The sequence below is a fragment of the Stenotrophomonas sp. YJH_SMC_37 genome (genome assembly GCF_059370035.1).
This window is the reverse complement of the sequence record NZ_JCAFTG010000001.1, coordinates 183167-205506: the sequence shown is the minus strand read 5'-3', so window position 1 is coordinate 205506 and position 22340 is coordinate 183167. Positions and strand designations below refer to the sequence as shown.

General features: G+C 66.3%; 25 protein-coding genes, 1 tRNA gene and 1 riboswitch. Of the genes, 15 read left to right on the top strand and 11 right to left on the bottom strand.

Going from position 1 to position 22340, the window contains the following annotated elements; genetic code table 11:
- Window positions 1–102: 102 nt before the first annotated feature.
- Window positions 103–936, top strand: a complete 834-nt coding sequence (locus AC5P8J_RS01025) for an AraC family transcriptional regulator (protein WP_019658975.1) — start codon at window positions 103–105, stop codon at window positions 934–936.
- Window positions 937–940: 4 nt separating this feature from the next.
- Here AC5P8J_RS01025 and crcB read toward each other — a convergent pair whose 3' ends face one another.
- Both crcB and AC5P8J_RS01015 read right to left on the bottom strand, forming a co-directional pair.
- Window positions 941–1333 (bottom strand): fluoride efflux transporter CrcB, encoded by a 393-nt coding sequence (crcB, locus tag AC5P8J_RS01020; RefSeq protein WP_021204393.1) that lies wholly within the window; start codon window positions 1331–1333, stop codon window positions 941–943.
- A gap of 82 nt (window positions 1334–1415) precedes the next feature.
- A riboswitch (Fluoride riboswitch) is annotated at window positions 1416–1479 on the bottom strand.
- Window positions 1480–1501: 22 nt separating this feature from the next.
- Complete coding sequence (locus AC5P8J_RS01015; RefSeq protein ID WP_478436328.1) at window positions 1502–1903, bottom strand: transcriptional regulator; 402 nt, start codon at window positions 1901–1903, stop codon at window positions 1502–1504.
- Window positions 1904–2014: 111 nt separating this feature from the next.
- Here AC5P8J_RS01015 and AC5P8J_RS01010 point away from each other — a divergent pair, with 111 nt between their 5' ends.
- Both AC5P8J_RS01010 and AC5P8J_RS01005 read left to right on the top strand, forming a co-directional pair.
- Entirely contained in the window at window positions 2015–2224 is a 210-nt protein-coding gene (locus AC5P8J_RS01010; protein ID WP_019658972.1) for a helix-turn-helix domain-containing protein, read from the top strand.
- 353 nt (window positions 2225–2577) lie between these two features.
- On the top strand, window positions 2578–2814 hold the full coding sequence (locus tag AC5P8J_RS01005) for a hypothetical protein (RefSeq protein ID WP_019658971.1): 237 nt from the start codon (window positions 2578–2580) through the stop codon (window positions 2812–2814).
- A 1-nt stretch (window position 2815) separates the two neighbouring features.
- Here AC5P8J_RS01005 and AC5P8J_RS01000 read toward each other — a convergent pair whose 3' ends face one another.
- Together AC5P8J_RS01000 and AC5P8J_RS00995 are read right to left on the bottom strand one after the other, a co-directional pair.
- The gene (locus AC5P8J_RS01000; RefSeq protein WP_021204394.1) at window positions 2816–3865 is read right to left on the bottom strand and encodes a 4Fe-4S dicluster domain-containing protein; all 1050 of its coding nucleotides are present in this window, start codon (window positions 3863–3865) and stop codon (window positions 2816–2818) included.
- Window positions 3862–4149, bottom strand: coding sequence for a hypothetical protein (locus AC5P8J_RS00995; RefSeq protein ID WP_019658969.1), 288 nt, complete (start codon window positions 4147–4149; stop codon window positions 3862–3864). The genes AC5P8J_RS01000 and AC5P8J_RS00995 overlap by 4 nt, the downstream gene beginning before the upstream one ends.
- Before the next feature lie 179 nt (window positions 4150–4328).
- On the opposite strand from AC5P8J_RS00995, the gene AC5P8J_RS00990 reads away from it, so the two are divergent.
- The gene (locus AC5P8J_RS00990) at window positions 4329–4769 is read left to right on the top strand and encodes a group III truncated hemoglobin (RefSeq protein WP_227852140.1); all 441 of its coding nucleotides are present in this window, start codon (window positions 4329–4331) and stop codon (window positions 4767–4769) included.
- 44 nt (window positions 4770–4813) lie between these two features.
- On the top strand, window positions 4814–6223 hold the full coding sequence (gene hemN / locus AC5P8J_RS00985; RefSeq protein ID WP_058980175.1) for an oxygen-independent coproporphyrinogen III oxidase: 1410 nt from the start codon (window positions 4814–4816) through the stop codon (window positions 6221–6223).
- A gap of 23 nt (window positions 6224–6246) precedes the next feature.
- Here the strand turns inward: hemN and AC5P8J_RS00980 are convergent.
- Window positions 6247–6333 (bottom strand) — tRNA-Leu (locus AC5P8J_RS00980).
- 132 nt (window positions 6334–6465) lie between these two features.
- Here AC5P8J_RS00980 and AC5P8J_RS00975 point away from each other — a divergent pair.
- The 4 genes from AC5P8J_RS00975 to AC5P8J_RS00960 all read left to right on the top strand — a co-directional run bounded on the left by AC5P8J_RS00975 (window position 6466) and on the right by AC5P8J_RS00960 (window position 10577).
- The gene (locus AC5P8J_RS00975; protein ID WP_019658901.1) at window positions 6466–6900 is read left to right on the top strand and encodes a BLUF domain-containing protein; all 435 of its coding nucleotides are present in this window, start codon (window positions 6466–6468) and stop codon (window positions 6898–6900) included.
- A gap of 142 nt (window positions 6901–7042) precedes the next feature.
- Window positions 7043–8329, top strand: coding sequence for a nucleotide sugar dehydrogenase (locus AC5P8J_RS00970; RefSeq protein WP_019658900.1), 1287 nt, complete (start codon window positions 7043–7045; stop codon window positions 8327–8329).
- Between the two features lie 55 nt (window positions 8330–8384).
- Entirely contained in the window at window positions 8385–10007 is a 1623-nt protein-coding gene (locus tag AC5P8J_RS00965; RefSeq protein WP_021204397.1) for an FMN-binding glutamate synthase family protein, read from the top strand.
- A 108-nt stretch (window positions 10008–10115) separates the two neighbouring features.
- Window positions 10116–10577 carry a GNAT family N-acetyltransferase gene (locus AC5P8J_RS00960; protein ID WP_021204398.1) on the top strand — a complete coding sequence of 154 codons (462 nt, stop codon included), beginning with the start codon at window positions 10116–10118 and terminating at the stop codon, window positions 10575–10577.
- Window positions 10578–10699: 122 nt separating this feature from the next.
- On the opposite strand, the gene AC5P8J_RS00955 is transcribed toward AC5P8J_RS00960, so the two are convergent.
- Window positions 10700–11947 (bottom strand): TIGR03862 family flavoprotein, encoded by a 1248-nt coding sequence (locus AC5P8J_RS00955; RefSeq protein ID WP_134729550.1) that lies wholly within the window; start codon window positions 11945–11947, stop codon window positions 10700–10702.
- Window positions 11934–12368 (bottom strand): FKBP-type peptidyl-prolyl cis-trans isomerase, encoded by a 435-nt coding sequence (locus AC5P8J_RS00950; protein ID WP_134729552.1) that lies wholly within the window; start codon window positions 12366–12368, stop codon window positions 11934–11936. The genes AC5P8J_RS00955 and AC5P8J_RS00950 overlap by 14 nt, the downstream gene beginning before the upstream one ends.
- 70 nt (window positions 12369–12438) lie before the next feature.
- Here AC5P8J_RS00950 and AC5P8J_RS00945 point away from each other — a divergent pair, with 70 nt between their 5' ends.
- From AC5P8J_RS00945 to AC5P8J_RS00930, 4 genes are all read left to right on the top strand, one after another.
- Window positions 12439–12804 carry a DUF6164 family protein gene (locus tag AC5P8J_RS00945; protein WP_021204401.1) on the top strand — a complete coding sequence of 122 codons (366 nt, stop codon included), beginning with the start codon at window positions 12439–12441 and terminating at the stop codon, window positions 12802–12804.
- A gap of 287 nt (window positions 12805–13091) precedes the next feature.
- The gene (locus AC5P8J_RS00940; protein WP_019658894.1) at window positions 13092–13859 is read left to right on the top strand and encodes a sulfurtransferase; all 768 of its coding nucleotides are present in this window, start codon (window positions 13092–13094) and stop codon (window positions 13857–13859) included.
- Window positions 13860–14060: 201 nt separating this feature from the next.
- Window positions 14061–15056 (top strand): LLM class flavin-dependent oxidoreductase, encoded by a 996-nt coding sequence (locus AC5P8J_RS00935; protein WP_134729554.1) that lies wholly within the window; start codon window positions 14061–14063, stop codon window positions 15054–15056.
- A 69-nt stretch (window positions 15057–15125) separates the two neighbouring features.
- Window positions 15126–15623 carry a pyridoxamine 5'-phosphate oxidase family protein gene (locus AC5P8J_RS00930; RefSeq protein WP_111103060.1) on the top strand — a complete coding sequence of 166 codons (498 nt, stop codon included), beginning with the start codon at window positions 15126–15128 and terminating at the stop codon, window positions 15621–15623.
- A 92-nt stretch (window positions 15624–15715) separates the two neighbouring features.
- Here the strand turns inward: AC5P8J_RS00930 and AC5P8J_RS00925 are convergent, their stop codons facing one another.
- Entirely contained in the window at window positions 15716–16375 is a 660-nt protein-coding gene (locus tag AC5P8J_RS00925) for an exopolysaccharide biosynthesis protein (protein WP_021204405.1), read from the bottom strand.
- On the bottom strand, window positions 16359–17663 hold the full coding sequence (locus tag AC5P8J_RS00920) for a hemolysin family protein (protein ID WP_005416017.1): 1305 nt from the start codon (window positions 17661–17663) through the stop codon (window positions 16359–16361). Before AC5P8J_RS00920 ends, AC5P8J_RS00925 begins: the two co-directional genes overlap by 17 nt.
- Window positions 17664–17955: 292 nt before the next feature.
- Here AC5P8J_RS00920 and AC5P8J_RS00915 point away from each other — a divergent pair, with 292 nt between their 5' ends.
- A complete protein-coding gene (locus AC5P8J_RS00915) occupies window positions 17956–18582 on the top strand; it encodes a DUF47 domain-containing protein (protein WP_004152833.1) in 627 nt (208 codons plus the stop codon).
- Between the two features lie 13 nt (window positions 18583–18595).
- Entirely contained in the window at window positions 18596–19717 is a 1122-nt protein-coding gene (locus AC5P8J_RS00910) for an inorganic phosphate transporter (protein WP_019658889.1), read from the top strand.
- 382 nt (window positions 19718–20099) lie between these two features.
- On the opposite strand, the gene AC5P8J_RS00905 is transcribed toward AC5P8J_RS00910, so the two are convergent.
- Both AC5P8J_RS00905 and AC5P8J_RS00900 read right to left on the bottom strand, forming a co-directional pair.
- Entirely contained in the window at window positions 20100–21596 is a 1497-nt protein-coding gene (locus AC5P8J_RS00905; RefSeq protein ID WP_134729558.1) for a S10 family peptidase, read from the bottom strand.
- A 110-nt stretch (window positions 21597–21706) separates the two neighbouring features.
- Window positions 21707–22285, bottom strand: coding sequence for a GNAT family N-acetyltransferase (locus AC5P8J_RS00900; protein ID WP_019658887.1), 579 nt, complete (start codon window positions 22283–22285; stop codon window positions 21707–21709).
- Window positions 22286–22340: the final 55 nt, after the last annotated feature.

Sequence of the window (22340 nt, the reverse complement as noted above, 5' to 3'; positions counted from 1 at the left end):
GGAAGGGCGGGGGGCGCTCCCCGAGTCGATCACGTCCGCTACGGGAGGATTCCGATACGATGTGTCGCCTTGATCTCTTTCTACTTTACCCAGGGTCCCGTCATGGTCGACCGTCTCGCCATTCTGCTTGAACGCTTTGCGGTCACTGCCTCGGTGTTCCATGCCGGTGCGCTGTGCGGTATCAACATGCTGGAGGGGGAGAATGAGGCCGGGCAGCTGCACCTGGTGCGGCGCGGCCCGTTGCAGGTCAGCCACGGCCGGCAGACCGTGCAGGTCGAGGTCCCCAGCCTGCTGCTGTACCCGCGACCGATGCCGCATCGCTTCAGCACTGATCCGCAGCACGGCGCCGACATGGCCTGCGCCAACCTGCATTTCGAGGGCGGTCGGCTCAACCCGATCAGCGCCGCGTTGCCCGATTTCATCTGCATGCCGCTGGCGGATCTCCATGGCGGCAACGCAGCGCTGGAACTGCTGTTCGAGGAGGCCTTCGAGCAGCGCTGCGGACGTGCGGTGATGGTCAACCGGTTGTTCGAGGTAGTGATGATCCAGGTGCTGCGTCAACTGATGGAAGGGGGCGGGATGCGTGGTGGCCTGTTTGCCGGGCTGGGTCATCCACGGCTGCGGCTGGCACTGGTAGCAATGCATGAGGCGCCCGCACAGTCCTGGACCCTGGAAGACCTGGCCGAGGTTGCCGGCATGTCACGCAGCGTGTTTGCTGCCAGTTTCCGCGAGGCGATGGGTACCACGCCCGGGCAGTACCTGCAGGGTTGGCGGGTGGGCCTGGCGCAGCAGGCACTGCGTCAGGGGCGCCCGCTGAAACGGATTGCCGACGACGTGGGTTATGGCAGCGAAGCCGCGCTGTCGCGCGCGTTCAAGGCGCATACCGGGCTGTCGCCGCGGGAATGGCGCGGGCAGACCCGGGCCAGCGCGGCCTGAGCGCTCAGCCCAGCAGCAGCCGGGCCAGCTTCATGCCGCCGAACAGGCCGGCCAGGCCCAGTGCCACCGAGCCGCCGGCATACAGGGCCGCCAGCCCATGTTGGCCGCGCTGCAGCAGCAGGCCGATCTCCAGTGCATAGGTGGAAAACGTGGTGTAGCCGCCGAGGATGCCGGTGGCCAGCAACAATCGCAGCTGTGGCGAGGCGCCATTGCGCATCGCGAAGACCTCGACCACGACGCCCATCAGGAGCGCGCCGCTGATGTTGATCAGGAAGGTCGACCAGGGCCAGGGACTGCCGGCCACTACCCGCGCGCCGAGCAGATTGCAGGCGTGGCGCAGGCAGGCACCGATGCCGCCTCCGATGAAGACCAGGAAATAGCCGTTCAGTGCGTGCATGGGGTGCCTCGAATACGGGTTCGCAGGGTCAATGGCGAACGCCGAGGGCAGGCACGACCCGCCGTCGACGAACACCGGGTTCGTCATGGCAGGAGCCATCAGCCTTCTCAGGCGGTTATCGGGGGAGCCCCATCCCCATCGAGGCCCATGCTACCAGCGGCGGTGCATTTACGTCATCGAGGTCGTCAGAACCCGGGCAACCTTGCTGCGGCTGAAGCCGTCCATCAGTAGTTCAAACGCGAGCAGATCCAAGGCCGCGTGGCGCCGGTGGTCGATCTCCAGACCGTTCTCGGCCACCAGATGGCTGACCAGTTCGTAGGCGTCCTGCCAGACATCCAGGTGGGCCTGGCTGGGGATGTAGGCATTGCCAGGCTCTCCGACGCCACGCCCGCTGACCCCGTACAGCAGTTCGCGTGCGTCCAGCTTGGCCGCATCGGCGATGCGGAACAGCTGTTCGGCCTTTACGTGCGAGGCGCTCACGTGGTCGTTGAGCCAGTTGCTGATGGTTGCTGTCGTTGATTTGGCGGCGCGTGCCAGATCGGCCGGGCGTGGGTGCCCGGCTTTCTTCATGGCTGCCGCGAGTCGTTGGCCAAGAGTATTCATCTATGCAAGCCAGCTTAACGCGTGGATTGCGAAGAAGCCTTGCCGCAAGAATCAGTCTGGTTAACAGAAGGACCGACCGTGACCGAATTCTGGAGCAAGCGGCAGGTACGAACCCGGCTGGGATTCCGCACCGACGCGGAACTGGCGCGCTTCTTTGGCATCAGCCGTTCCGCAGTGTCGCAATGGCCGAGGGACTTTCCCATTCCTCCATTGCGGCAGTACATCCTCCATCAGCGCTACCCGAACCTTTTTCCGACAACTGAAGCGCGGGCAGACGAATCCATCTGATTTGCGCCGCCTTTTGTCGCATCCAGCCTGCTTAGCCCGATGCGCTAAGTGCACTTAGCAAAATAGGCAAGTTCAATCGATCCCAAGCTGATAATCAGTGCCGCCTACTGCGGACGTCGTGCTGTGCTTCCTGACGCCTGTCGGCTTCGCCCCATCCGGCACCCCCAGGGCCCCGTATGTAGTTTCGTGAACGATTAATAATTTCAATCACGAAAGTCGCTGCATGTAATTGACCTGTCGTGAAATCTGTGACTAATTGGAGTCAACCAGTCGTGAAGCCTGGGAGTCTTTCAGTAGCACGCAAGTGAGTCGGTAGACCGTCAACGATGCAGAACAAGTCCAACGGAGGTCGTATGGAATACGGCATGAATGGCTTGGCTGAACGGGTACGCCGCGAACTGGAAGCCAGTTATCACAAACACGGATGCGGTCCGGCGTTCTGGGATACCTACCAGCAGGTGCTGGATCGCCTGGTCCCACAGGGGACCGAGCGTACCGAAGTCACCAACGAGATGGCGCTGATCATCGAACAGTTGGGCATCGTCCGGCGCGCCCAGCTTGTGCCGCCGCACGCCAACGCGTCGCGTTGATTCACAGCAGGCGCCAGGCGCCGCAGGCAAGCAGCGCGAGCAACAAGGACAGCAGGGCCAACGTCCGGGGTCGCCACAGGCGCTTCGGTTGTCCGGCCATCGCCTGCGGACTGCAGTAGCGCACCAGCCCAGGACCGAAACCGGCCCGGAGCTGTTGTTGTGCGCAGGCCTCCAGGCAGGCGCCACAGGCCAGGCAATCGGCCTGCGGTCCCTGGCGGATGTCCAGTTGCATCGGGCAGGCACGGACGCAGGCTGCGCAATCGGTGCAGTCACCCAGGCGGTCGGCGCTGAAGGTCGGCATCGGTCCTGCCAGCAGCGGATGCGCAGCGCGGAATACGTAGTCCTGCGCAGTGGTCGGGTCGAGCAGGCCGCGGCCACGGCCCAGCACCCCGCCGAGACCGGACGGGCGTGGCCCGCGCGGCTCACCGCGGCGGGCGTCGTACAGCATGCGCGGCGTATGCGGATCGGTCAGCAGCGGCTGCATGCGTGCGAACGGGCACAGCGAACGGCACACCTGCTCACGCAGGAAACCGGCGTTTCCCCAGGTGGCGGCGGCGTAGAACAGCACCCAGAACGTTTCCCAGCCGCTCCAGCCAGCGTTTGGCGCGGCGGCCAGCAATCCGCTGATCGGGCTGAACAGGCCGACGAAGGTGATGCCGGTCCACACTGACAGCAGGCCCCAGGCCAGCTGGGTGGCTGGGCCCGCCGCAGGTGCGGGCAGTACCCGCGCCGCGCTGCGGGCGATCCAGTCGAAGGCACGGCGCCACAGCGTCTGCGGGCAGGCGTGGCCGCACCAGATGCGCCCGGCGAGGTGGGTCAGCAGCGCGAGGCTTACTACCAGTACCGCCAGCAGGCCGATCAGCGCGCCGACGTCGCCGGGCCACAAGGTCCAGCCAAACAGGTCGAATCGCCGCGCGCTGATGTCCAGCAGCAGCGCCTGGCGTCCTTCCCAGCGCAGCCACGGCAGTGCGTAGAACACCACCAGCAGGGCAGCGCTGAGCGTGCCGCGCCAATGCCAGGGACGGGGTACCCGGGTGCAGGACGTGCTCATCCCAGCGGCAGCTCCTCGTCGTCATCGCCCGGCAGGGGCCGCTGCAGGTACCAGGTGACCGCGCTGGACAGTGCAGTGACCGACCAGAACATGAAGAATCCTGCCGTATAGCCCAGTTCGCGGCTGATGGCCGTGCCCGGGAAACTGATGGCCTGCAGGCGCAATGGATCGACGAAGGCGAAGAACACCACGCTGGCAACGCCGGCGGCGATGAAGCTGGGCCAGAGGATCGCGCCCCAGTGCTGGATCAGCCGCTGGCGGCGGTTGGGAAAAGGTCTGTTCATGCTGTCCCCGATCGAAAAGTGGGCGGCGCGTATACTTCGCCAGGATCGGCGCCGTATCCGCAGGGCATGCTTCCTGCAAGCGTGCCAGCCTAGGCGCAGCGGATTGCGCCGACATTGATCTGGATCAACGGCGCTGCCGCCTGGGTGCGGCAGCCTGCCTGCAAGCTTTGGATGCCCCGATGAACGCAACACAGCCGCCTGTCCTCCCCGTCGCCTCGCCCGGGTTGTGCACCGAGCAGGAAGTGACCCGCCTGGTCCACGATTTCTATGCCCGCGTGCGTGAGGAAGAACGGCTGGGACCGGTGTTCGAGGCGCACGTCCACGACTGGCCCGGGCACCTGGCGCAGCTGGTCGACTTCTGGTCGGCGATGCTGCGCGGCACCCGCCGCTTCAAGGGCTCGCCGATGTCCAAGCACATGGCCATCGAGCTGGACAAGGACCTGTTCGACCGCTGGCTGGTGCTGTTCCGGGCCACCACTGCCGAGTGCGGTAACCCGCCGATGCAGGAACTGGCCAACGACGTGGCAGCGCGGATCGGTGACACCTTCTGGAAGCGCTACCAGATGCTGCGCTGGCCGCAGGTCGGCCTGCCGGTACTGGGGATCGCCGGCAAGCATTGATCTGGGTCAAGGCGGCATAGGCCGCCTGGCGCGATGCTGGCGGCATGGACACGTTCTCTCCCGCCGCCGGTGGCCTGGCCTGGACCTTCGACCCCGACCTTCTGCGCCGGCACGACCGGCCGGGCCCGCGCTACACCTCGTATCCGACCGCGCCGCATTTCCATGATGGCTTCGACGCGCCGGCGCTGCGCCAGGCGATCGCCGACAGCAACCAACTGGCCCGCGCGCTGTCGCTGTACGTGCATGTGCCGTTCTGTTCCAGCCCCTGCTTCTACTGTGGCTGCAACCGGGTGATCACCCGCGACCGCGGACGTGGCCACAGCTATGTGTCGCGCGTGCTGGCCGAGGCCGACCTGCTGGCGCCGCAGTTCGAGGACGGCCGTGAGGTCATCCAGCTGCATCTGGGCGGTGGCACGCCGAATTTCCTCGAGGCCGAGGCGATGACCACGCTGGTGGAAGGGCTGCGCCGGCGCTTCGATTTCAGCGATTCACCGCAGCGCGATTTCTCGATCGAACTCGATCCACGCTTCATCGACACCCGCGACGTCGCCATGCTGGCGCGCCTGGGATTCAACCGGGCCAGCCTGGGCGTGCAGGATTTCGACCCGCAGGTGCAGGAATCGATCAACCGCATCCAGGGCGTGCAGCAGACACTGGACATCCTGAGCGCCTGCCGCGACAGCGGCATGCGTTCGGTCAACGTCGACCTGATCTACGGCTTGCCGGGGCAGAGCCTGGAGGGGTTCGGCCGCACCCTCGATAGGGTGCTGGCGCTGCGTCCGGACCGCCTGGCGGTGTACGGATACGCGCATCTGCCGCATCTGTTCCGTGCGCAGAAGCAGATCGACGAAAGCCGCTTGCCTTCGCCGGAGGACAAACTGGCGCTGCTGGGTCTGGCGGTGGAGACGCTCTCTGCGGCCGGCTACCAGTACATCGGCATGGATCACTTCGCATTGCCGGAAGAAGATCTGTCGCGCGCACAACGCGCCGGGCAGCTGCATCGCAATTTCATGGGCTATACCACCCACGCCGATACCGATCTGCTCGGCCTGGGCGTGAGTGCGATCAGCCACATCGGTGCCACCTACAGCCAGAATCCGCGCGACCTGCCGTCATGGGAGGATGCCGTGGACCAGGGGCAGCTGCCGGTGTGGCGCGGCGTGGCGCTGAGCGCTGACGACCAGCTGCGTGCGGAACTGATCCAGCAGTTGATGTGCCAGGGCGAGGTCGATGGCGTGCAGCTGGGTCAGCGCCACGGCGTGGATTTCGAACAGTACTTTGCCGAGGACCTGCATTCGGTACAGCGGCTGCAGGAAGACGGCCTGGCCGAATACCGCGATGGCGTAGTGCGTTCCAGCGAACCGGGGCGACCCTTGCTGCGGTTGCTGGCGATGTGCTTCGATCCGTACCTGCGTGCCACTCACGAGCAACCGCGTTACTCGCGGGCGATCTGAGTGTGGGTTGCGCGGCGTGCGTATGGTGCCCGGAGCCGGAATCGAACCGGCATGGGGTTGCCCCCGGCGGATTTTAAGTCCGATGCGTCTACCAGTTTCGCCATCCGGGCCAGCAGCGCGGCGCCGATTGTAGCCCACCTGCGGTGCCTCGGCCTGTTTGCATCACGGCGGTCGCGTGCTTAACTGCCGATCGTATTCATGTCATAGTCCCTGCCATCGTTCCCAGGGGGGGGAGCCATCTGATGTCGCTGCACGCGATTGCCTATGCCAGCGAGGCCCGCGCCGATCTGCAGACAACCGATCTTGACCGCCTGCTGGCCGATGCCACGGCATTCAATCGTGTAGCTGGAGTCACCGGCGTCCTGATGTTCGATGGCAGCCGTTTCCTGCAGTATCTCGAAGGCCCGCAGGACGGCATCGATTCGGTGTTCCAGCGCATCCTCAACGCGCGCAGCCATGGGCAGCTGCACGTACTGTGCCGCGCTCCGGTGGTGCAGCGGGCATTTCCGCGCTGGTCGATGGGTACGCGGCGCATCGAGCCAGAACCACTGGCGCAGATCGTCGACGCCGCTTGGCCCGGCTTCCTGCTTGGCAGCGGTGGATTTGAACGCCTGCTGCAGGCCTGGACCGGTGCCGACGGTGAGCTGGAACCGGCGGCGGTGGCGTTGGGGTCCTGAGCCCGCCTTGGCGGCAGGGCGCCGGGGCCGGTAGGCTGTAGCCTTTCTGGCGCAGGTTTTCCGGAGTGGTGCAGCAGATGAGTGTGTTGGCCGAAGCCATGGCAGCGTATGTGCGATTGCATCGATTGCATGGGATGTGCCGATGAGTGTGCCGGTTGCGGCGGCCAGTGACCCTCGGTTTGCGGTGGTCGGCCTGGGCTATGTCGGCCTGCCGTTGGCGGTGGCGTTTGGCCGGCAGTGGCCGACGTTGGGCTTCGATATTGACGCCGGTCGCATCGCCGAGCTGCGCAGCGGCCAGGACCACACACTGGAAATGGAAGCCGACGAGCTGGCCAGTGCGCACCTGTTGCAGTACGGCAGCGATCCGGCACTGCTTGATGCCTGCAATGTCTACATCGTCACCGTGCCGACCCCGATCGATGCCTACGAACAGCCCGATCTGGAGCCGCTGCGTTCGGCCACGCGCCTGATTGCCAGCCATCTCCGCGCCGGAGATCTGGTGATCTACGAGTCCACGGTCTACCCCGGAACCACCGAGGAAGTGTGCGTGCCGCTGCTGGAACAAGGGTCCGGCCTGCGCTTCAACGAAGACTTCTACTGCGGCTACAGCCCCGAACGGGTCAGCCCCGGTGACCGCCAGCGGCGCCTTGCCGACATCCGCAAGATCACCTCCGGATCGACCCCGGAGGTCGCTGCGGTGATTGATGGTCTGTACCAGCGCATCATTGCCGCCGGTACGTTCCCGGCCCCTTCGATGCGCGTGGCTGAAGCGGCCAAGGTGGTCGAGAACATCCAGCGTGACGTCAACATCGCGCTGGTCAACGAGCTGGCCCTGATCTTCGACCGGCTCGGCATCGACACCCAGGACGTGCTGGATGCCGCCGGCAGCAAGTGGAACTTCCTGCCGTTCCGCCCGGGCCTGGTCGGTGGTCACTGCATCGGCGTCGATCCGTACTACCTGCTGCACAAGTCCGAGAGCGTGGGTTACCACCCGGACCTGATCCACACCGCGCGACAGGTCAATAACCGCGTCGGCGAGCACGTAGCGGCTCGGGTGCTGGCGATGCTGGCCGAGCGTGGCCGTGCGCCGGCGGATGCACGCATCCTGGTCCTGGGCGTGACCTTCAAGGAGGATTGCCCGGACCTGCGCAACAGTCGCGCGTTGGAACTGGCACAGCGCTTGCGCGATGCCGGTGCGAGGGTCGAGGTAAGCGACCCGTGGGTCGGCCCGGCGGCATTGACCGGCGAGGGCCTGGACTGGCTGGCCGAGCCCGGGGCAGGGCGCTATGACGCGGTGGTGCTGGCGGTGGCCCACGCCCGTTTCAAGGCGATGGATGAATCCGCAATCCGGGCGCTGCTGGCGCCCGGTGGCCTGGTCTACGACGTGAAATCGGCCTGGCCGCGCAACGTGGTTGACGATCGTTTGTAAGCCCCGGCTGCGAACGGCGCGGTAGACTCGGGGGCAGTTGCAACCGAGGAACGCCATGCATCGGTATATCGTCTACCTGCTCGCCATCCTGATGTTCCCGATATGCCTGTGGCTGGCCACGATCTGGCCAGCCTGGTACTGGGGCGTCGGCCTGACTGCCGCGATGGTGGCGCTGGGGACCTGGGACCTGCTGCAGAAACGCAGCACGTTGCGCCGCAATTATCCGGTGATGGCGCACTTCCGCTACGGGCTGGAGTCGATCGGTCCGGAGATCCGCCAGTACTTCGTGCAGAGCGACCTGGAAGACGTGCCGTTCTCGCGCCAGCAGCGCGCGCTGATCTACCAGCGCGCAAAGAACGAGATGGACACGGTGCCGTTCGGCACCCTGCGCAGCACTTATGCGGTGGACTACGAGTGGATCAACCATTCGCTGGCACCGACGACGATTGCCAAGCATGACTTCCGCGTCCTGATCGGCCCGAACTGCGCCAAGCCTTATTCGGCCAGCGTGTTCAACATCTCGGCGATGAGCTTTGGCTCGCTGTCAGCCAATGCGATCCGCGCACTGAACGAAGGCGCGCGCCGCGGTGGCTTCTACCACGACACCGGCGAAGGATCGATTTCGCCCTACCACCGCGAAATGGGCGGCGACCTGGTGTGGGAGATCGGCTCGGGGTACTTCGGTTGCCGTGACGAGAAAGGTGGTTTCAGCGAGGAGCGCTTCGTTGCCAACGCTACCCACGATCAGGTCAAGATGATCGAGATCAAGCTGTCGCAGGGGGCCAAGCCGGGCCACGGCGGTGTGCTGCCGGCACCGAAAGTGACCGCCGAGATCTCGGTGACCCGTGGCGTGCCGATGGGCGTTGACTGCGTGTCGCCGTCGCGCCATTCGGCGTTCTCCACGCCGGTTGAACTGTTGCAGTTCGTGGCCCGCCTGCGCGAACTGTCCGGTGGCAAGCCGGTCGGTTTCAAGTTGGCCATCGGCCACCCGTGGGAATGGTTCGGCATCGCAAAGGCGATGCAGGAAACCGGCCTGTTGCCGGACTTCATCGTGGTGGATGGCGCCGAAGGCGGCACCGGCGCGGCACCGGCCGAGTTCGTCGATCATGTCGGCGTGCCGATGCATGAGGCACTGCTGCTGGTGCACAACACCCTGGTCGGCCTCGACCTGCGTGAGCGCATCCGCATCGGCGCGGCCGGCAAGATCACCAGTGCGTTCGACATCGCACGGACCATCGCGTTGGGGGCCGACTGGTGCAATGCCGGCCGAGGCTTCATGTTCGCGCTGGGCTGCATCCAGTCGCTGAGCTGCCATACCGACAAGTGTCCGACCGGGATCGCTACCCAGGATCCCGCGCGCTGGAAGCATCTGGATGCACCGGACAAGGCTGCTCGTGTCTACAGCTACCACGAGCACACGCTGCATGCCTTGAAGGAACTGCTGTGTGCCGCTGGCCTGAACGACCCGGCTGAACTTGGGCCGGAGCACATCCTGCGTCGTGTTTCGCCGGTGGAGATCCGTTCGCTGGCCTCGCTGTACCGTTACCTGGAACCGGGCGAGCTGCTGCACAAGGTGCCCGACCATGCGGTGTTCCATGCGTTCTGGGCCGATGCACGCAGCGATTCCTTCCAGCCGCCGCCGAAGATCCAGGCACTGCGCGCCAGCAAGTCGCGATAACGTGTTGTGTTGTAGAGCCGAGCCCATGCTCGGCTGATCTTCGTTCCAACATCGCGATGCGTGATCGAGAAGCAGCCGAGCATAGGCTCGGCTCTACAAGGAGATGTCATGCGGTTCAGGACCGGCACCATCGACGATGTCGCCATGCTGTGGGCGCTGCGCACGCGTTGCGTGCGCGAGACCTGCAGCAGCCATTACCCGCCCGAAGTCATTGCGCCCTGGTCTGCCTCGCCGCCACCGTCGCAGTATGCGCGGCTGTTGTCGCAGGGCGGATGCGTAGTGGCCGAGGACGGGCAGGGTGGCCTGCTCGGCTTCGGCGTCTTTGATGCCGATGCCAATGAAGTCGATGCGTTGTTCGTCAATCCGGATCATGGCGGCCAGGGCATTGGCCAGGCGTTGATGCAGCGCCTGCTGGCGATGGCCGATCGTGAACGTGAGGTGGTGCTGTCGGCCTCGCTCAACGCCGTGCCGTTCTATCAACGCCAGGGGTTCGTCAGCGTGCGCGAAGAGGCCTACCCGCATCCCAGCGGCGTGGCGCTGGCTTCAGTGAGCATGCGCCGGCCGTGGTGAGTGCTCGTTTTCTGCGTTCTGTAGAGCCGAGCCCACGCTCGGCTGCTTTTGACTCAAGCCGAGCATGGGCTCGGCTCTACAGGTAACGCCGTCGAGCATGGCTCGACGCTACAAGGCAGGCGTCACCGCCCGGCCAGCCACCCGATTACGCCTTCCGCAGCACGCAGGCCACTGGCGTAGCACGCGGTCAACAGGTAGCCACCTGTCGGCGCTTCCCAGTCCAGCATCTCGCCGGCGCAGAACACGCCGGGCACTGCCCGCAGCATCAGGCCATCATCCAGCGCATCCAGGCGCACGCCGCCGGCGGTGCTGATCACCTCGGCCATCGGCCGGGGACGCAGCAGGCGCAGCGGCAGGCGCTTGAGCGTAGCCGCCACGGCAGGCAGGTCGCTGCCCGCTTCTTTACCCAGAATCTCGAACACCAATGCGGCTTTCACTGCATCCAGGCCGGCTTGGCGGCGCAGGTGCTCGCCGAAGCTGCGGCCCTTGCGTGGGCGTGACAGATCGGCAAGCAGGCGCGCCTCGTCGCGGCCCGGTACCAGATCCAGCCACAGCATCGCGTGGCCCTCGCGGTTGATGGTCTCGCGCAGGTCCGCCGCCATCGCATAGATCAGGCTGCCTTCGATGCCGTACTCGCTGGCCACGCATTCGCCCTGCAGCGACCGTGGCTGTCCGGCCAGGTCGATCCAGTGCGCGACCACCGGCTTCAACGGCGCGCCGGCATTGCGTTGGGCGAAGAATGGGGTCCAACCCACGTCGAAACCGCAGTTGGCCGACTGCAGTGGTGCGATGTCCACGCCACGGGCCTGCAGTGGCGCGACCCAGGCGCCGTCACTGCCCAGCTGCGGCCAGCTGCCGCCGCCCATGGCCAGCAGGGTGGCATCGGCATGTACTTCAACGGCGCCATCTTCGGTTTCAAATCGCAGCGCGCCATCCTCACCCCAGCCGATCCAGCGGTGGTTGGCATGCAGGCGCACACCCTGTTCCTTCAGCCGGCGCACCCAGCCACGCAGCAGCGGCGCAGCCTTCCGGTCGACCGGGAACACGCGGCCGGAGCTGCCCACATAGGTCTCCACGCCCAGGCCGGCGGCCCAGTCGCGCAGCGCCTGCGCATCGAAGTCGTCCAGCCAGCGGCCCACGGCCGTGGACTGCTCGCGGTAGCGGCTGTCGAACAGCGGACGCGGATCGGAATGGGTGAGGTTGAGCCCGCCCTTGCCGGCGATCAGGAATTTGCGGCCGGGCGACCCCTTGGCCTCGTACAGGTCGACGTCCAGCCCGGCGGCGCGCAGGCGCTCGGCGGCGAACAGGCCGGCCGGGCCACCGCCGATGACGGCGACGCGGTGGGGCATGGCGGCATCACGGTTTGACATCGAGCAGCTCGACGTCGAACACCAGCGACGATCCGGCCGGAATCGGGCCGACCTTGCGGTCGCCGTAACCGTAGTCCGGCGGGATCATCAGCGTGCGCTTGCCGCCAACTTTCATGCCGGCCACGCCCTCATCCCAGCCGCGGATGACCTGGCCGGCGCCAAGCGCGAAGGTGAACGGTTGGCCGTGCTTGAAGGAGCTGTCGAAGGTCTTGCCGTGCTTGGTCTCGGTACGGTTGTCGTAGATCCAACCGGTGTAGTGCACGGTGACCTTGCTGCCGGGAACGGCTTCAGCACCGGTACCTGGCACGGTATCGATCCGCTCGAAGGCGGTCAGGGTGCCGCCGGGCGGCGGGCCGGACGGTTCGGTCGAGCAGCCAGCGGCGGCGAGGGACAGCAGCAGGGGAAGCAGCAGGCGGCGCATCGGGCGTCTCCGGTAGGGCGCAGGTCGAGGGCGGCAAGGGTAGCGCATCGGCGCCGGGTATCATGGGGACATGGCAAAACTCCTGCTCAATCTGCGCAATGTCGGTGACGACGAATACGCCGATGTCTGCACGCTGCTCGACCAGCACGGCATCGCCTGGTACCGCACCGAACCCAGCCCCTGGGGCATTTCCAACGGAGGCCTGTGGCTGCGCGAGGACGCCGATCATCCACGTGCGAAGGCGCTGATGGCGGAGTACCAGGCCGAACGCGGGCCGCGCATCCGTGCCGAGCGTGAGCAGGCATTGCGTGATGGCACGGCGGAGACCTTCGGCAGCCTGTTCCGGCGGCGGCCGCTGTTCGTAATGCTGGTGCTGCTGGGGATGGCCGCTGCCGCTGCGCTGGTGCTGCTGCCGTTCGTGCTGTTGCGGGGGTAAGGGGTTTCGGCCGGGTTGCACCCGGCACCCGCAGACGCAACGGCGACGTCAAAAGCCGGGCTTCAGTGGGAGGGTGGGGCGGTGTGGGCAGGCGGGGGACGGCAAACGCTGCTCCTGCGTGCCTCGTAGAGCGCCATCCATGGCGCTCTGCGCCCCCGCCTGCCCACACCGCCCCACCCCTGACAGATTCCGGGTGTCTGCCGGGCTTGGGGTCGGATCCCTCTGCTGCGCAGAGGGCACCGACCCCTGAATCTGTCTGTGCGGGCGGGAGGCGCTAAAATGGCGGGATGATCGCCAATACCGCTGCCTACCATTTCGCCGTCATCGACGCCCCTCAGGCCCTGTGTGACCAGCTGCTGGCGCGTGCCGAGGCGGCACAGCTGCGCGGCACGATCCTGGTGGCGGGCGAGGGGCTGAACCTGTTCCTGGCGGGTGCGCCAGAGGCGGTCGAGGGTTTCTACGCAGCGCTGCGCTCTGACGCGCGCTTTGCCGATATGCGGGTCAAGACCAGCTTCAGCGAGCACCAGCCGTTCGCCCGGCTGAAGGCCAAGGTGAAGGACGAGATCATCAGCTTCCGCCGTGATGACGGCCAGCCGCTGGACTACCCGCGTGCGCCGGCGGTGGATCCGGCCACCGTGCAGCGCTGGCTGCGGCAGGGGCATGACGATGCCGGCAAGCCGGTGGTGATGCTCGATACGCGCAATCTGCAGGAAGTGGAGTACGGCACCTTCAAGGATGCGCTGGTGTTGCCCATCCACAAGTTCACCGACCTGCCGGAGGCGCTGGCGCCGCACCGCGAAGCACTGAAGGACAGCACCGTGGTCAGTTTCTGCACCGGCGGCATCCGCTGCGAGAAGGCGGCGCTGTGGATGGTCAACGACGGCATGGACAACGTGCTGCAGCTGGACGGTGGCATCCTCGGCTACTTCGAGGAAGTGGGCGGCGAAGGCTACGAAGGCCGCTGCTTCGTGTTCGATGAGCGCATTGCGCTGGATGCGGAACTGAAGCCGATGGTCGACCAGCCGTTGCCTGATCCGCGCCCCAGCGCGTTCTAAGCCGGGATGTCGATTCCCCGGTAGAGCCGGCCGCTGGCCGGCTGCCAGGGCACGTTGCCTGCCGGCCAGCGGCCGGCTCTACCGGATCAAGTGCAGCCAGTCGTGGACCCGCGCTGCGGGAATCAGCATCCTGCCACCGGCACTGGCCGCTGCGTCGGGTCGTCCCCATGCATGGGGGATCCTGTGACGGAAAAACGCCTGATGATCCCGTTGTCGATCCTTGACCTGGCCCCGGTCTGCGAGGGCAGTGACACCACCACCGCCTTTGCCAACATGCTGGAACTGGCCCAGCACGCCGATGCGCTGGGCTACCGCCGCTACTGGCTGGCCGAACACCACAACATGCCCGGCATCGCCAGTGCGGCCACCGCCGTGCTGATCGGCCATGTCGCCGGCGGCACCCGGCGCATCCGGGTCGGTGCCGGCGGCATCATGCTGCCCAACCATGCCCCGCTGCAGGTGGCCGAGCAGTTCGGCACGCTGGCCTCGCTGTATCCGGACCGGATCGACCTGGGCCTGGGCCGCGCACCGGGTACTGACCAGCCGACCGCGCGTGCATTGCGCCGCTACTTCGACAGCGCGGACCAGTTCCCACAGGACGTGCGCGAGCTGCTGCACTACTTCGAGCCGGTTCAGCCGGGGCAGGCGGTGCAGGCCGTTCCAGGTGGCGGCCTGCGGGTACCGACCTGGATCCTCGGTTCCAGCCTGTTCGGCGCGCGCATGGCCGCGTCGATGGGCCTGCCGTATGCGTTCGCCTCGCACTTCGCACCCGACGCGATGGACGAAGCCCTTGCTGTCTACCGCCGCGAGTTCCGCCCCTCGGCGGCGCTGAAGCAGCCGCACGCGATGCTGGCCCTGAACGTCGTTGCCAGCGACAGCGAGGCGGAGTCGCGCCGCCTTTTCACCAGCCAGCAGCAGAGTTTCGTCAACCTGCGTCGTGGCCGGCCGGGCAAGATTCCGGCACCGATCGACGACATCGAGTCCTTCTGGGAGCCGCACGAAAAACTGGGGGTGGAGCGGGCGCTGGCCTGCACCGTGCTGGGCGATCCGCAGCAGGTGGGGGAGGGCATCGCCGCGTTTGTCGAACGGCACAGGCCCGACGAGCTGATGCTCACCGCCAACCTGTACGACCACCGCGCGCGCTTGCGCTCGTTCGAACTGACCATGCAGGCCTGGCACGCCCGCCACGCGGGCTGAACAATTGCGTCACGGGCTGTTGCGGCCGTGCCCGGTCTGATGGGGGCTCATTCCGATGGAGTCCCCCACATGGCCGACACCCGTGCCGAACACGTCAACCAGCTGGCCGAACTGATCAAGGATGTGGAGGTGGCCATGTTCACCACCACCGGCGTCGACGGACGGCTCTACAGTCGGCCGCTGGCCACCCAGCAGGTCGCCTTTGACGGCGACCTGTGGTTCGTCATCACCGCCGACAGCCCGAAGGTGGCCGAGATCGCGCTCGACCCGCGGGTCAACGTGGCGTATGCCTCGCCCTCGAACAACACCTATGTCTCGGTGGCCGGGCGTGCCCGCGTCGTCGATGACCGCGCGAAGATCGAGGAGCTGTGGTCGCCGGCGATGAAACTGTTCTTCCCGGGTGGCAAGGACGATCCGAACCTGCGCCTGATCCACGTGCGCGCCGAGAGCGCCGAATACTGGGATGGCCCGGGCACGCTGCTGGGCAAGGCATTGAGCTTCGTGCTGTCGGCGGTGCAGGACGAACCGGCGGCGCTGGCCGACAACGGCTTCATCGATCTTCGGTGATGACCGATGTCCGGTATTGGTAGTGCCGGCCGCTGGCCGGCAACCCTGGAAACGTGGCAGCCGGCCAGCGGCCGGCTCTACCGGAGGCCGCTTCAGAACCAGCGCTGGAACAGCTCCACTGTATAGCCCACCAGCTGCCCCGAACTGAAGCCGAAGAACGCGATCGCCACCAGTGCGGCGATCCAGTTGAACAGCATCAGCGCACCATCGCGTTCCAGCAGCGCCAGCGAGAACAGCAGCAGCTGGAAGCCGAACAGAAAGTTGGTGAACGGAATCGGCAAAGACAGCAGCAGGCCCAGCAACACCAGCAGCAGGCCAGTGAACGCGTGTGCGGGCAGCGGTGTCAGCAGCTGCGGCAGGCGTGGCTTCAGCATCCTGTCCAGCCGCCGCAACGGGCGATCGATACGGTCCAGGAAGCGGTGCATGGTGCCGCGCTTCGGCCCGCGTCGGGCAATGAAACCGGGCAGCCAGGGGCGGCGCAGGCAACACAGCATCTGCAGGCCGATCAGGACCACCAGTGGGCCGCTGACCGCACCCCCCATGCCCGGGATCGGGATGAACGAGGGCAGGATCGCCACGAACAGGAACACGCCGAACGCGCTCTGCTGCAGGTTGCTGAGGATCTGGCCGAGCGGCATGTGCTCGGCGGGATCGCCGGAGGCGAACATCTCCAGCAGGGTGCGGATGCCCTCGTTGCGGTAGGCCGCGCGCTGAGCGCCCTGGCCCTGGCCGGTCTCAGGCGGTGAGCTCATCGGCCTGCTCGTCGGACAACGTGCGCAGCAGCAGCTTGTCCACCCGCGCACCGTCCAGGTCGACCACCTCGAAGCGCCAGCCGGCCCAGTCGAAGTACTCGCCTGCGTGCGGGATGCGGCCGAAGTAGTGGATGCACATGCCGGCCAGCGTGTAGTAATCGCCGTCCTCGGCATCGGGCAGGTCGTTGCTTCCGATCAGCTCACGCAGGTCTTCGATCGGCAGCGAGCCGTCCACCAGCAGCGAGCCGTCCTCGCGGGTCACCACCAGGGCATCCTCGTCGGCATTCTCGACCGCCTGCAGGCGGCCGACCACCGCGCCCATCAGGTCGCTGATGGTCACCAGGCCCTGGATCTCGCCGTACTCGTCCACCACCAGCGCCATCGACTGCTGTTCCTCGCGGAAGATCTCCAGCAGCTTCATCGCGTGGGTCGATTCGGAGACGTACAGCGGTTCGCGCAGGGTCTGGAACAGCGCGTTGTCGCCGCGCGCCATGCGCGTGGCCAGCGATTTCAGCTCCAGCACGCCGACCACGTCCATGTCGTTGTCGCGGTACACCGGGTAACGGGAGAACTCGTGCTCGGCCATGATGTCCAGATTGCGCTCCAGGCCGGCCTGGGTGTCGAGCCAGGCGATGCGGTTGCGCGGCGTCATCAGGCTGTCGGCGGTGCGGTCGCCCAGGCGCATGACGCGGTTCATCATGTCGCGCTCGTGGGCGTCGATCACGCCGGCCTCGTGGCTCTCGGCCACCAGCATCCGGATCTCTTCTTCAGTCACCTGCGCGGCCTCGTCCTTGCCCAGGCCCAGCACCTTCAGCACCAGCTGGGTAGTCTTGGACAGGAGCCAGACGAAGGGCAGGGCGAGCCTGGCCAGCCAGCTCATCGGCATCGCGACCAGGCCGGCAATGGCCTCGGAACGTGTCAGGGCCAGGCGCTTGGGCACCAGTTCGCCGAAGATCAGCGTGATGAAGGTGATCAGCGAGACCGCCAGGGCGGTGCCTACTTCGCGCGCGTACGCAAAGCCGGGCATCAGGCCCTGCAGCCAGCCGGCGATCGCGTCGCCGATCGCATCACCACCGAGGTAGCCGGTGAGTACGCCGATCACGGTGATGCCGATCTGCACGGTGGACAGGAAGCTCTCCGGCTTCTCCGACAGCTCCAGCGCCTTGGCGGCGCGCTTGGAGGTGGCGGCCATCTGCTTCAGGCGGCTCTTGCGCGAGGTCATGACCGACATCTCGGACATGGCGAAGAAGCCGTTCAGCAGAACCAGCGCGAAGACAATCAGGATCATTTCAAACACGGGCGTCGTCCCCGGTTGGTGGCAGGGAGGGCGGGTGCTTGCGATGGCGGCAGGCGCTCAGGAACGGGGTCCGGCGCGGCGCAGGGGGATAAGGGTCGTCGTCCATAAGGTGCGCCTGAAGGCGCGCTGGCATCTTAGCAAAGGGGCGTGGCAGGGTGGCAACCGCCTGTTCAGGTTGGAGCTCCCAGAGCCCGGAAAGGGCGCGGGGATACCCGTGATGGTCATCTAGCCGTCATAATTCGCTCTGGTGCCGTCCTTCCCGCGACGGCTGACAGGTTTCTCAATGTTCTCTCTGCAGACCATTTTCGGTTCCGGCAAACAGTTCTACACCCTGCTCGATGAGGCTGCTGTCGCGGCTTCCGATGCCGCCAAGGCGCTGCATTCCATGCTGCGCGAGGCCGACCGCCAGCCCGCGCTGGACGCCTTCAAGCTGGCCCGCCTGCGCGAACGCGCGGCCTCGGACAAGATCAGCCAGGCGCTGGTGGACAGCTTCATGACCCCCATCGAGCGCGAAGACATCGAAGCGCTGGGTTCGGCCCTGTACAAGATTCCAAAGCAGATCGAGAAGTTCGCCGATCGCTATTCGCTGGCCACGACCCACCTGGAGCACATCGACTTCGCGCCGCGCGCGGCGATGCTGGAGCAGGCCGCCGGCGTGGTGGTGGAGATGGTGGCCGACCTGCGCCACATGAACCTGGACCGGATGACCGCGCTGAACGAGAAGCTGCGCTCGCTGGAGAACGAGGCCGACCGCCTGATGCTCGAGCTGTACCGCGACATCTACTCCGGTCGCCTGGACAACCTGCAGATGTTCCTGCTGAAGGAATTCTTCGAGATCCTGGAAAAGGCCATCGACCGTTGCCGCGAGGCTGGCGTGGTGGCGTACCAGATCGTGTTGAAGAACAGCTGACGGACGCCGCCGCATGTTGACCCTTGTCCTGGTAGTGATCCTGGCCGCGCTCGTCTTCGAGTTCATCAACGGCTTCCACGACACTGCCAATTCCATTGCCACCGTAGTGGCGACCAAGGTGCTCTCGCCCGGCTGGGCGGTGATGCTGGCCGCCTTCATGAACCTCATCGGTGCGCTGACCGGTACGGCGGTGGCGCTGACCATCGCCTCGGGCCTGCTCAACACCAACGTGGTGGAAGTCACCCCGCAGGTGATCCTGTGCGCGCTGCTGGGCGGCATCATCTGGAACCTGATCACCTGGTGGAAGGGACTGCCGTCCTCGTCCTCGCACGCGCTGATCGGCGGCCTCTGCGGCGCCGGCCTGGCTGCGGCCCACAACAACTGGGATGCCCTGATCTGGTCCGAGCGCCTGGGCAGCTGGGCGCAGAACAAGGGCCTGCTGTGGAAGGTGTTCGTGCCGATGATCACCTCGCCGATCGCCGGCTTCCTGCTCGGCATTGTGGTGATGGTGCTGCTGTGGGCGCTGATCGCCGGCCTGGCCAAGGTCGGTGGCGCCATCGGCCGCCTGGCCCGCCCGCGCATCGTCAATGCCTTCTTCGGCAAGGCGCAGATCGCCTCGGCGGCCTACATGGGCTTCGCCCACGGCCACAACGACGCGCAGAAGACCATGGGCATCATCGCGATGACCCTGATTGGTGCCGAAGCCACCGGCGCACTGAACGATCTGCCGTCCTGGCTGGCCTTCATGCACCCGGACGCGCACGCCGGTGACGGCATCGCCATGTGGATCGTGCTGACCTGCGCGGTGGTGATGGCGGCCGGTACCGCTTCGGGTGGCTGGAAAATCATCAAGACCCTGGGCCACAAGATGGTCAAGTTGCACCCGATCCACGGCTTCGCCGCGGAGACCAGCTCGGCCACCATCCTGACCCTGGCGGCCCACTTCGGCATGCCGGTCTCGACCACGCACAGCATCTCCACCGCGATCATGGGTGTCGGCTTCGCCAAGAACCCGCGTTCGCTGAAGTTCGGCGTGATCGAGCGCATCGTCTGGGCCTGGATCCTGACCATCCCGGCGGCCGGCGGCTGTGCGTACCTGATCCTGAAGCTGTTCGAACTGTTCGGCTGGACCTGATCGCCACGCCAGGGTGCACACGAAAAAGCCCGCCGACCACCGGCGGGCTTTTTCATGGGCAAAGAATTTTTCCGCACACAACGTGTCGACCAAGGTCGACACCTACCAGAGCAGAAACAGGGATCCGATCCCGTGCCGACCAACGGTCGGCACCCACCAACAGCAGCAGGAACCTGTCAGCGGCGGCGTGGGGTGGGTATGCAGGACCGTTGGCGCCATGGATGGCGCCATCGAGCCCCCATGGACGGGTTTACGGCGTGTCCTGCATATCCACCCCACCTCGCCAGCCCTCAGGAAGCCCGCTTTTGCAGTTGATCTTGCCGTGGACCTTGCCGTTGCCGTTGATCCGGCGGGTGCCGGGCCGCAGGCCCGGCCGAACCCCTCAATTACGCTGGAACAGCGCCTGCACATCCCTGCGGAACGCCGCCTGGCTGTCGGCCCGGCTGTAGAACATGTGCCCGCCCGGATAACTGCGCACCTGCACCCGGTCCGGATTGCTGCCCATCGTCGGCATCTGGTCCACGGTCAGGATCGAACCCATGAACGGGCACGACAGGTCGTTCCAGCCATGCACGATCAGCACCTGCAGGTGCGGGTCGATCGCCACGGCCTGGCGCAGCTGGGTCACCGCGCCATCGCGCAGCTCGCCATTGCGGTCCCACAGCCGGTTCACGTCGTAGTTCAGCGCCTGGTACCGCGCGTCCACCTTCCAGCCGACCACGCGCGTCACGAAGTCGACCATCGCCGTGGTGGTCGGCGCGATGATGCTGTCCAGCAGCGGATCGTTGGCGCGCTGCTCCGGATCGTTCGGGAATGGATCGAACGCGGTCACGTTGGAGTCGTAACGGCTGCCCAGCGTGCCCTTGTCGCGGAATACTTCGCGCAGGTAGGCCTGCGTTTCCAGGCGGCCACCGGCACGGCGCACGAACTGCGGCTCCAGGCCGGTCAGTTCGGTCACCCGGCGCAGCATCGCCTCGGTTGCCTGCGGATCGCTACGGCCTTTCATCAGGGCGGTGGCGTAGTCGCCACGGGTGTATTCCACTACTTCGCGCATCGCTGCATCGGTCAGTTTGCCCTGGCGCTCCAGGTGCGCGGCAGCGATCGACGGCAGGGTCTGCATCCACGCCATCGGCGAGACATCGGCGTTGTCTTCCAGGGTCGGGCTCAGGTACGGCGAGACCAGTACCAGGCCGTTCATCGCCACGCCCAGCCGGGTCTGCAGGTAGTGGGTGATGCGCGGGCCGCGATAGCCGCCGTAGCTCTCGCCAGTCAGGTACTTGCGCGACGCCATGCGCTGGTTGCGCAGCAGCCAGTCGTAGATCGAGCGTGACAGGTATTCGATGTCGGCGCTGGGGTTGTACAGTGCCTTCTTCGCTTCATCGTCGCCGATCCGCGCGCGGCTGAAGCCGGTGCCGACCGGATCGATGAACACCAGGTCGGTGAAGTCCAGCCAGGTGCCGGGGTTGTCGTGCAGGGTCGCCGGCGCCGACGCGCTGTCACCCTCGGAGCCGAAGGTCACCACCTTGGGTCCGATCGCGCCCATGTTGAGGTACACCGACGACGCGCCGGGACCGCCATTGAGCGCGAAGGTCACCGGCCGGTCCTTGCCCGGCATCGTATAGGCGGTGAACACCACATCGGCGATCACCTTGCCCTTGGCATCGCGTACCGGCAGGGTGCCGACGGTGGCGGTGTAGTCCAGGGTGCGGCCGGCCAGGCGCATGCTCTGGCGGGCTGAGGCGTCTGCGGGCAACGCAGGTGCCTCGGTCTTGTCGTCTTTCGGATCGGGCTTGGCGTCGGCATCAGGCGCGGCCAGCACGCTGGCTGGGGCGATGAGCAGGCCGACGCAGAGCGCGGCAGTGTGCAGCAGGGACTTCATGGCACCGGCTGGGCAGCGGAAGGGGATTCCGATGCTAGGCCGGTGGCGGCCCATGTCGTATGTGTCCAAAGGCATGGCCGTGCGTTGAGCCCGCTACTGGCCAGATTGGGTCAAGCGGGCAGGGTGGCGGCCGCTTCGTCATCGGCCAGCAGGCCATAGACGGCCGAGTCGGCCAGTTCCCCCTGGATCCGCCAGCGCTGGCGCAGCACTCCCTCGCGGCGGAAGCCCAGGCGTTCGAGCACGTGCGCGGAGGGTGCGTTGCGCGGGTCGATCTCGGCTTCCACGCGATGCAGGTGGAGGGTGCCGAACAGGTAGGCCAGTACCTGCTGCAGGGCCTCGTGCATGTAGCCCTGGCCCTGGCGATCCGGTGCCAGCAGGTAGCCGATCTCGGCGCGTGCCGCATCGCGGTCCAACGCAAACACCACGCAGATGCCCAGCAACGGGCCGTCCAGCGTTTCGCGCACGGCCAGCTTGAGCTGGGTGCCGGTGGCCTGTGCCGCCAGGTCATCGTCGATCTGCGCGCGTGCCTCGGACGGTCGTGTCCATGCAGGATGGTTCCAGAACCGCATCACGTCCGGATCGGACTGGATTGCGAACAGGGCGGCCGCATCGTCGCGGCGGATCGGGCTCAGGACGAGGCGCGCGCTGTGCAGCGGCAGGCCGGGAAACAGCAGGGAGTGGCTGGCCAATACGTTGGTCCACACGGATGGACGCGCATTATGGCGCCGCCGGGTTTGCCGATGG

Coding starts and splice junctions, on each gene's coding strand:
- AC5P8J_RS00910 (WP_019658889.1), top strand. CDS start 18,596: ATGTTGACCCTTGTCCTGGTAGTGATCCTGGCCGCGCTCGTCTTCGAG.
- AC5P8J_RS00955 (WP_134729550.1), bottom strand. CDS start 11,947: ATGTCAAACCGTGATGCCGCCATGCCCCACCGCGTCGCCGTCATCGGC.
- crcB (WP_021204393.1), bottom strand. CDS start 1,333: ATGCACGCACTGAACGGCTATTTCCTGGTCTTCATCGGAGGCGGCATC.
- AC5P8J_RS00940 (WP_019658894.1), top strand. CDS start 13,092: ATGATCGCCAATACCGCTGCCTACCATTTCGCCGTCATCGACGCCCCT.
- AC5P8J_RS00965 (WP_021204397.1), top strand. CDS start 8,385: ATGCATCGGTATATCGTCTACCTGCTCGCCATCCTGATGTTCCCGATA.
- AC5P8J_RS00975 (WP_019658901.1), top strand. CDS start 6,466: ATGTCGCTGCACGCGATTGCCTATGCCAGCGAGGCCCGCGCCGATCTG.
- AC5P8J_RS00970 (WP_019658900.1), top strand. CDS start 7,043: ATGAGTGTGCCGGTTGCGGCGGCCAGTGACCCTCGGTTTGCGGTGGTC.
- AC5P8J_RS00905 (WP_134729558.1), bottom strand. CDS start 21,596: ATGAAGTCCCTGCTGCACACTGCCGCGCTCTGCGTCGGCCTGCTCATC.
- AC5P8J_RS00995 (WP_019658969.1), bottom strand. CDS start 4,149: ATGAACAGACCTTTTCCCAACCGCCGCCAGCGGCTGATCCAGCACTGG.
- AC5P8J_RS00915 (WP_004152833.1), top strand. CDS start 17,956: ATGTTCTCTCTGCAGACCATTTTCGGTTCCGGCAAACAGTTCTACACC.
- AC5P8J_RS01005 (WP_019658971.1), top strand. CDS start 2,578: ATGGAATACGGCATGAATGGCTTGGCTGAACGGGTACGCCGCGAACTG.
- AC5P8J_RS00950 (WP_134729552.1), bottom strand. CDS start 12,368: ATGCGCCGCCTGCTGCTTCCCCTGCTGCTGTCCCTCGCCGCCGCTGGC.
- AC5P8J_RS01000 (WP_021204394.1), bottom strand. CDS start 3,865: ATGAGCACGTCCTGCACCCGGGTACCCCGTCCCTGGCATTGGCGCGGC.
- AC5P8J_RS00925 (WP_021204405.1), bottom strand. CDS start 16,375: ATGAGCTCACCGCCTGAGACCGGCCAGGGCCAGGGCGCTCAGCGCGCG.
- AC5P8J_RS01025 (WP_019658975.1), top strand. CDS start 103: ATGGTCGACCGTCTCGCCATTCTGCTTGAACGCTTTGCGGTCACTGCC.
- AC5P8J_RS00945 (WP_021204401.1), top strand. CDS start 12,439: ATGGCAAAACTCCTGCTCAATCTGCGCAATGTCGGTGACGACGAATAC.
- AC5P8J_RS00990 (WP_227852140.1), top strand. CDS start 4,329: ATGAACGCAACACAGCCGCCTGTCCTCCCCGTCGCCTCGCCCGGGTTG.
- AC5P8J_RS00960 (WP_021204398.1), top strand. CDS start 10,116: ATGCGGTTCAGGACCGGCACCATCGACGATGTCGCCATGCTGTGGGCG.
- AC5P8J_RS00930 (WP_111103060.1), top strand. CDS start 15,126: ATGGCCGACACCCGTGCCGAACACGTCAACCAGCTGGCCGAACTGATC.
- AC5P8J_RS00935 (WP_134729554.1), top strand. CDS start 14,061: ATGATCCCGTTGTCGATCCTTGACCTGGCCCCGGTCTGCGAGGGCAGT.
- AC5P8J_RS01015 (WP_478436328.1), bottom strand. CDS start 1,903: ATGAAGAAAGCCGGGCACCCACGCCCGGCCGATCTGGCACGCGCCGCC.
- AC5P8J_RS00920 (WP_005416017.1), bottom strand. CDS start 17,663: ATGATCCTGATTGTCTTCGCGCTGGTTCTGCTGAACGGCTTCTTCGCC.
- hemN (WP_058980175.1), top strand. CDS start 4,814: ATGGACACGTTCTCTCCCGCCGCCGGTGGCCTGGCCTGGACCTTCGAC.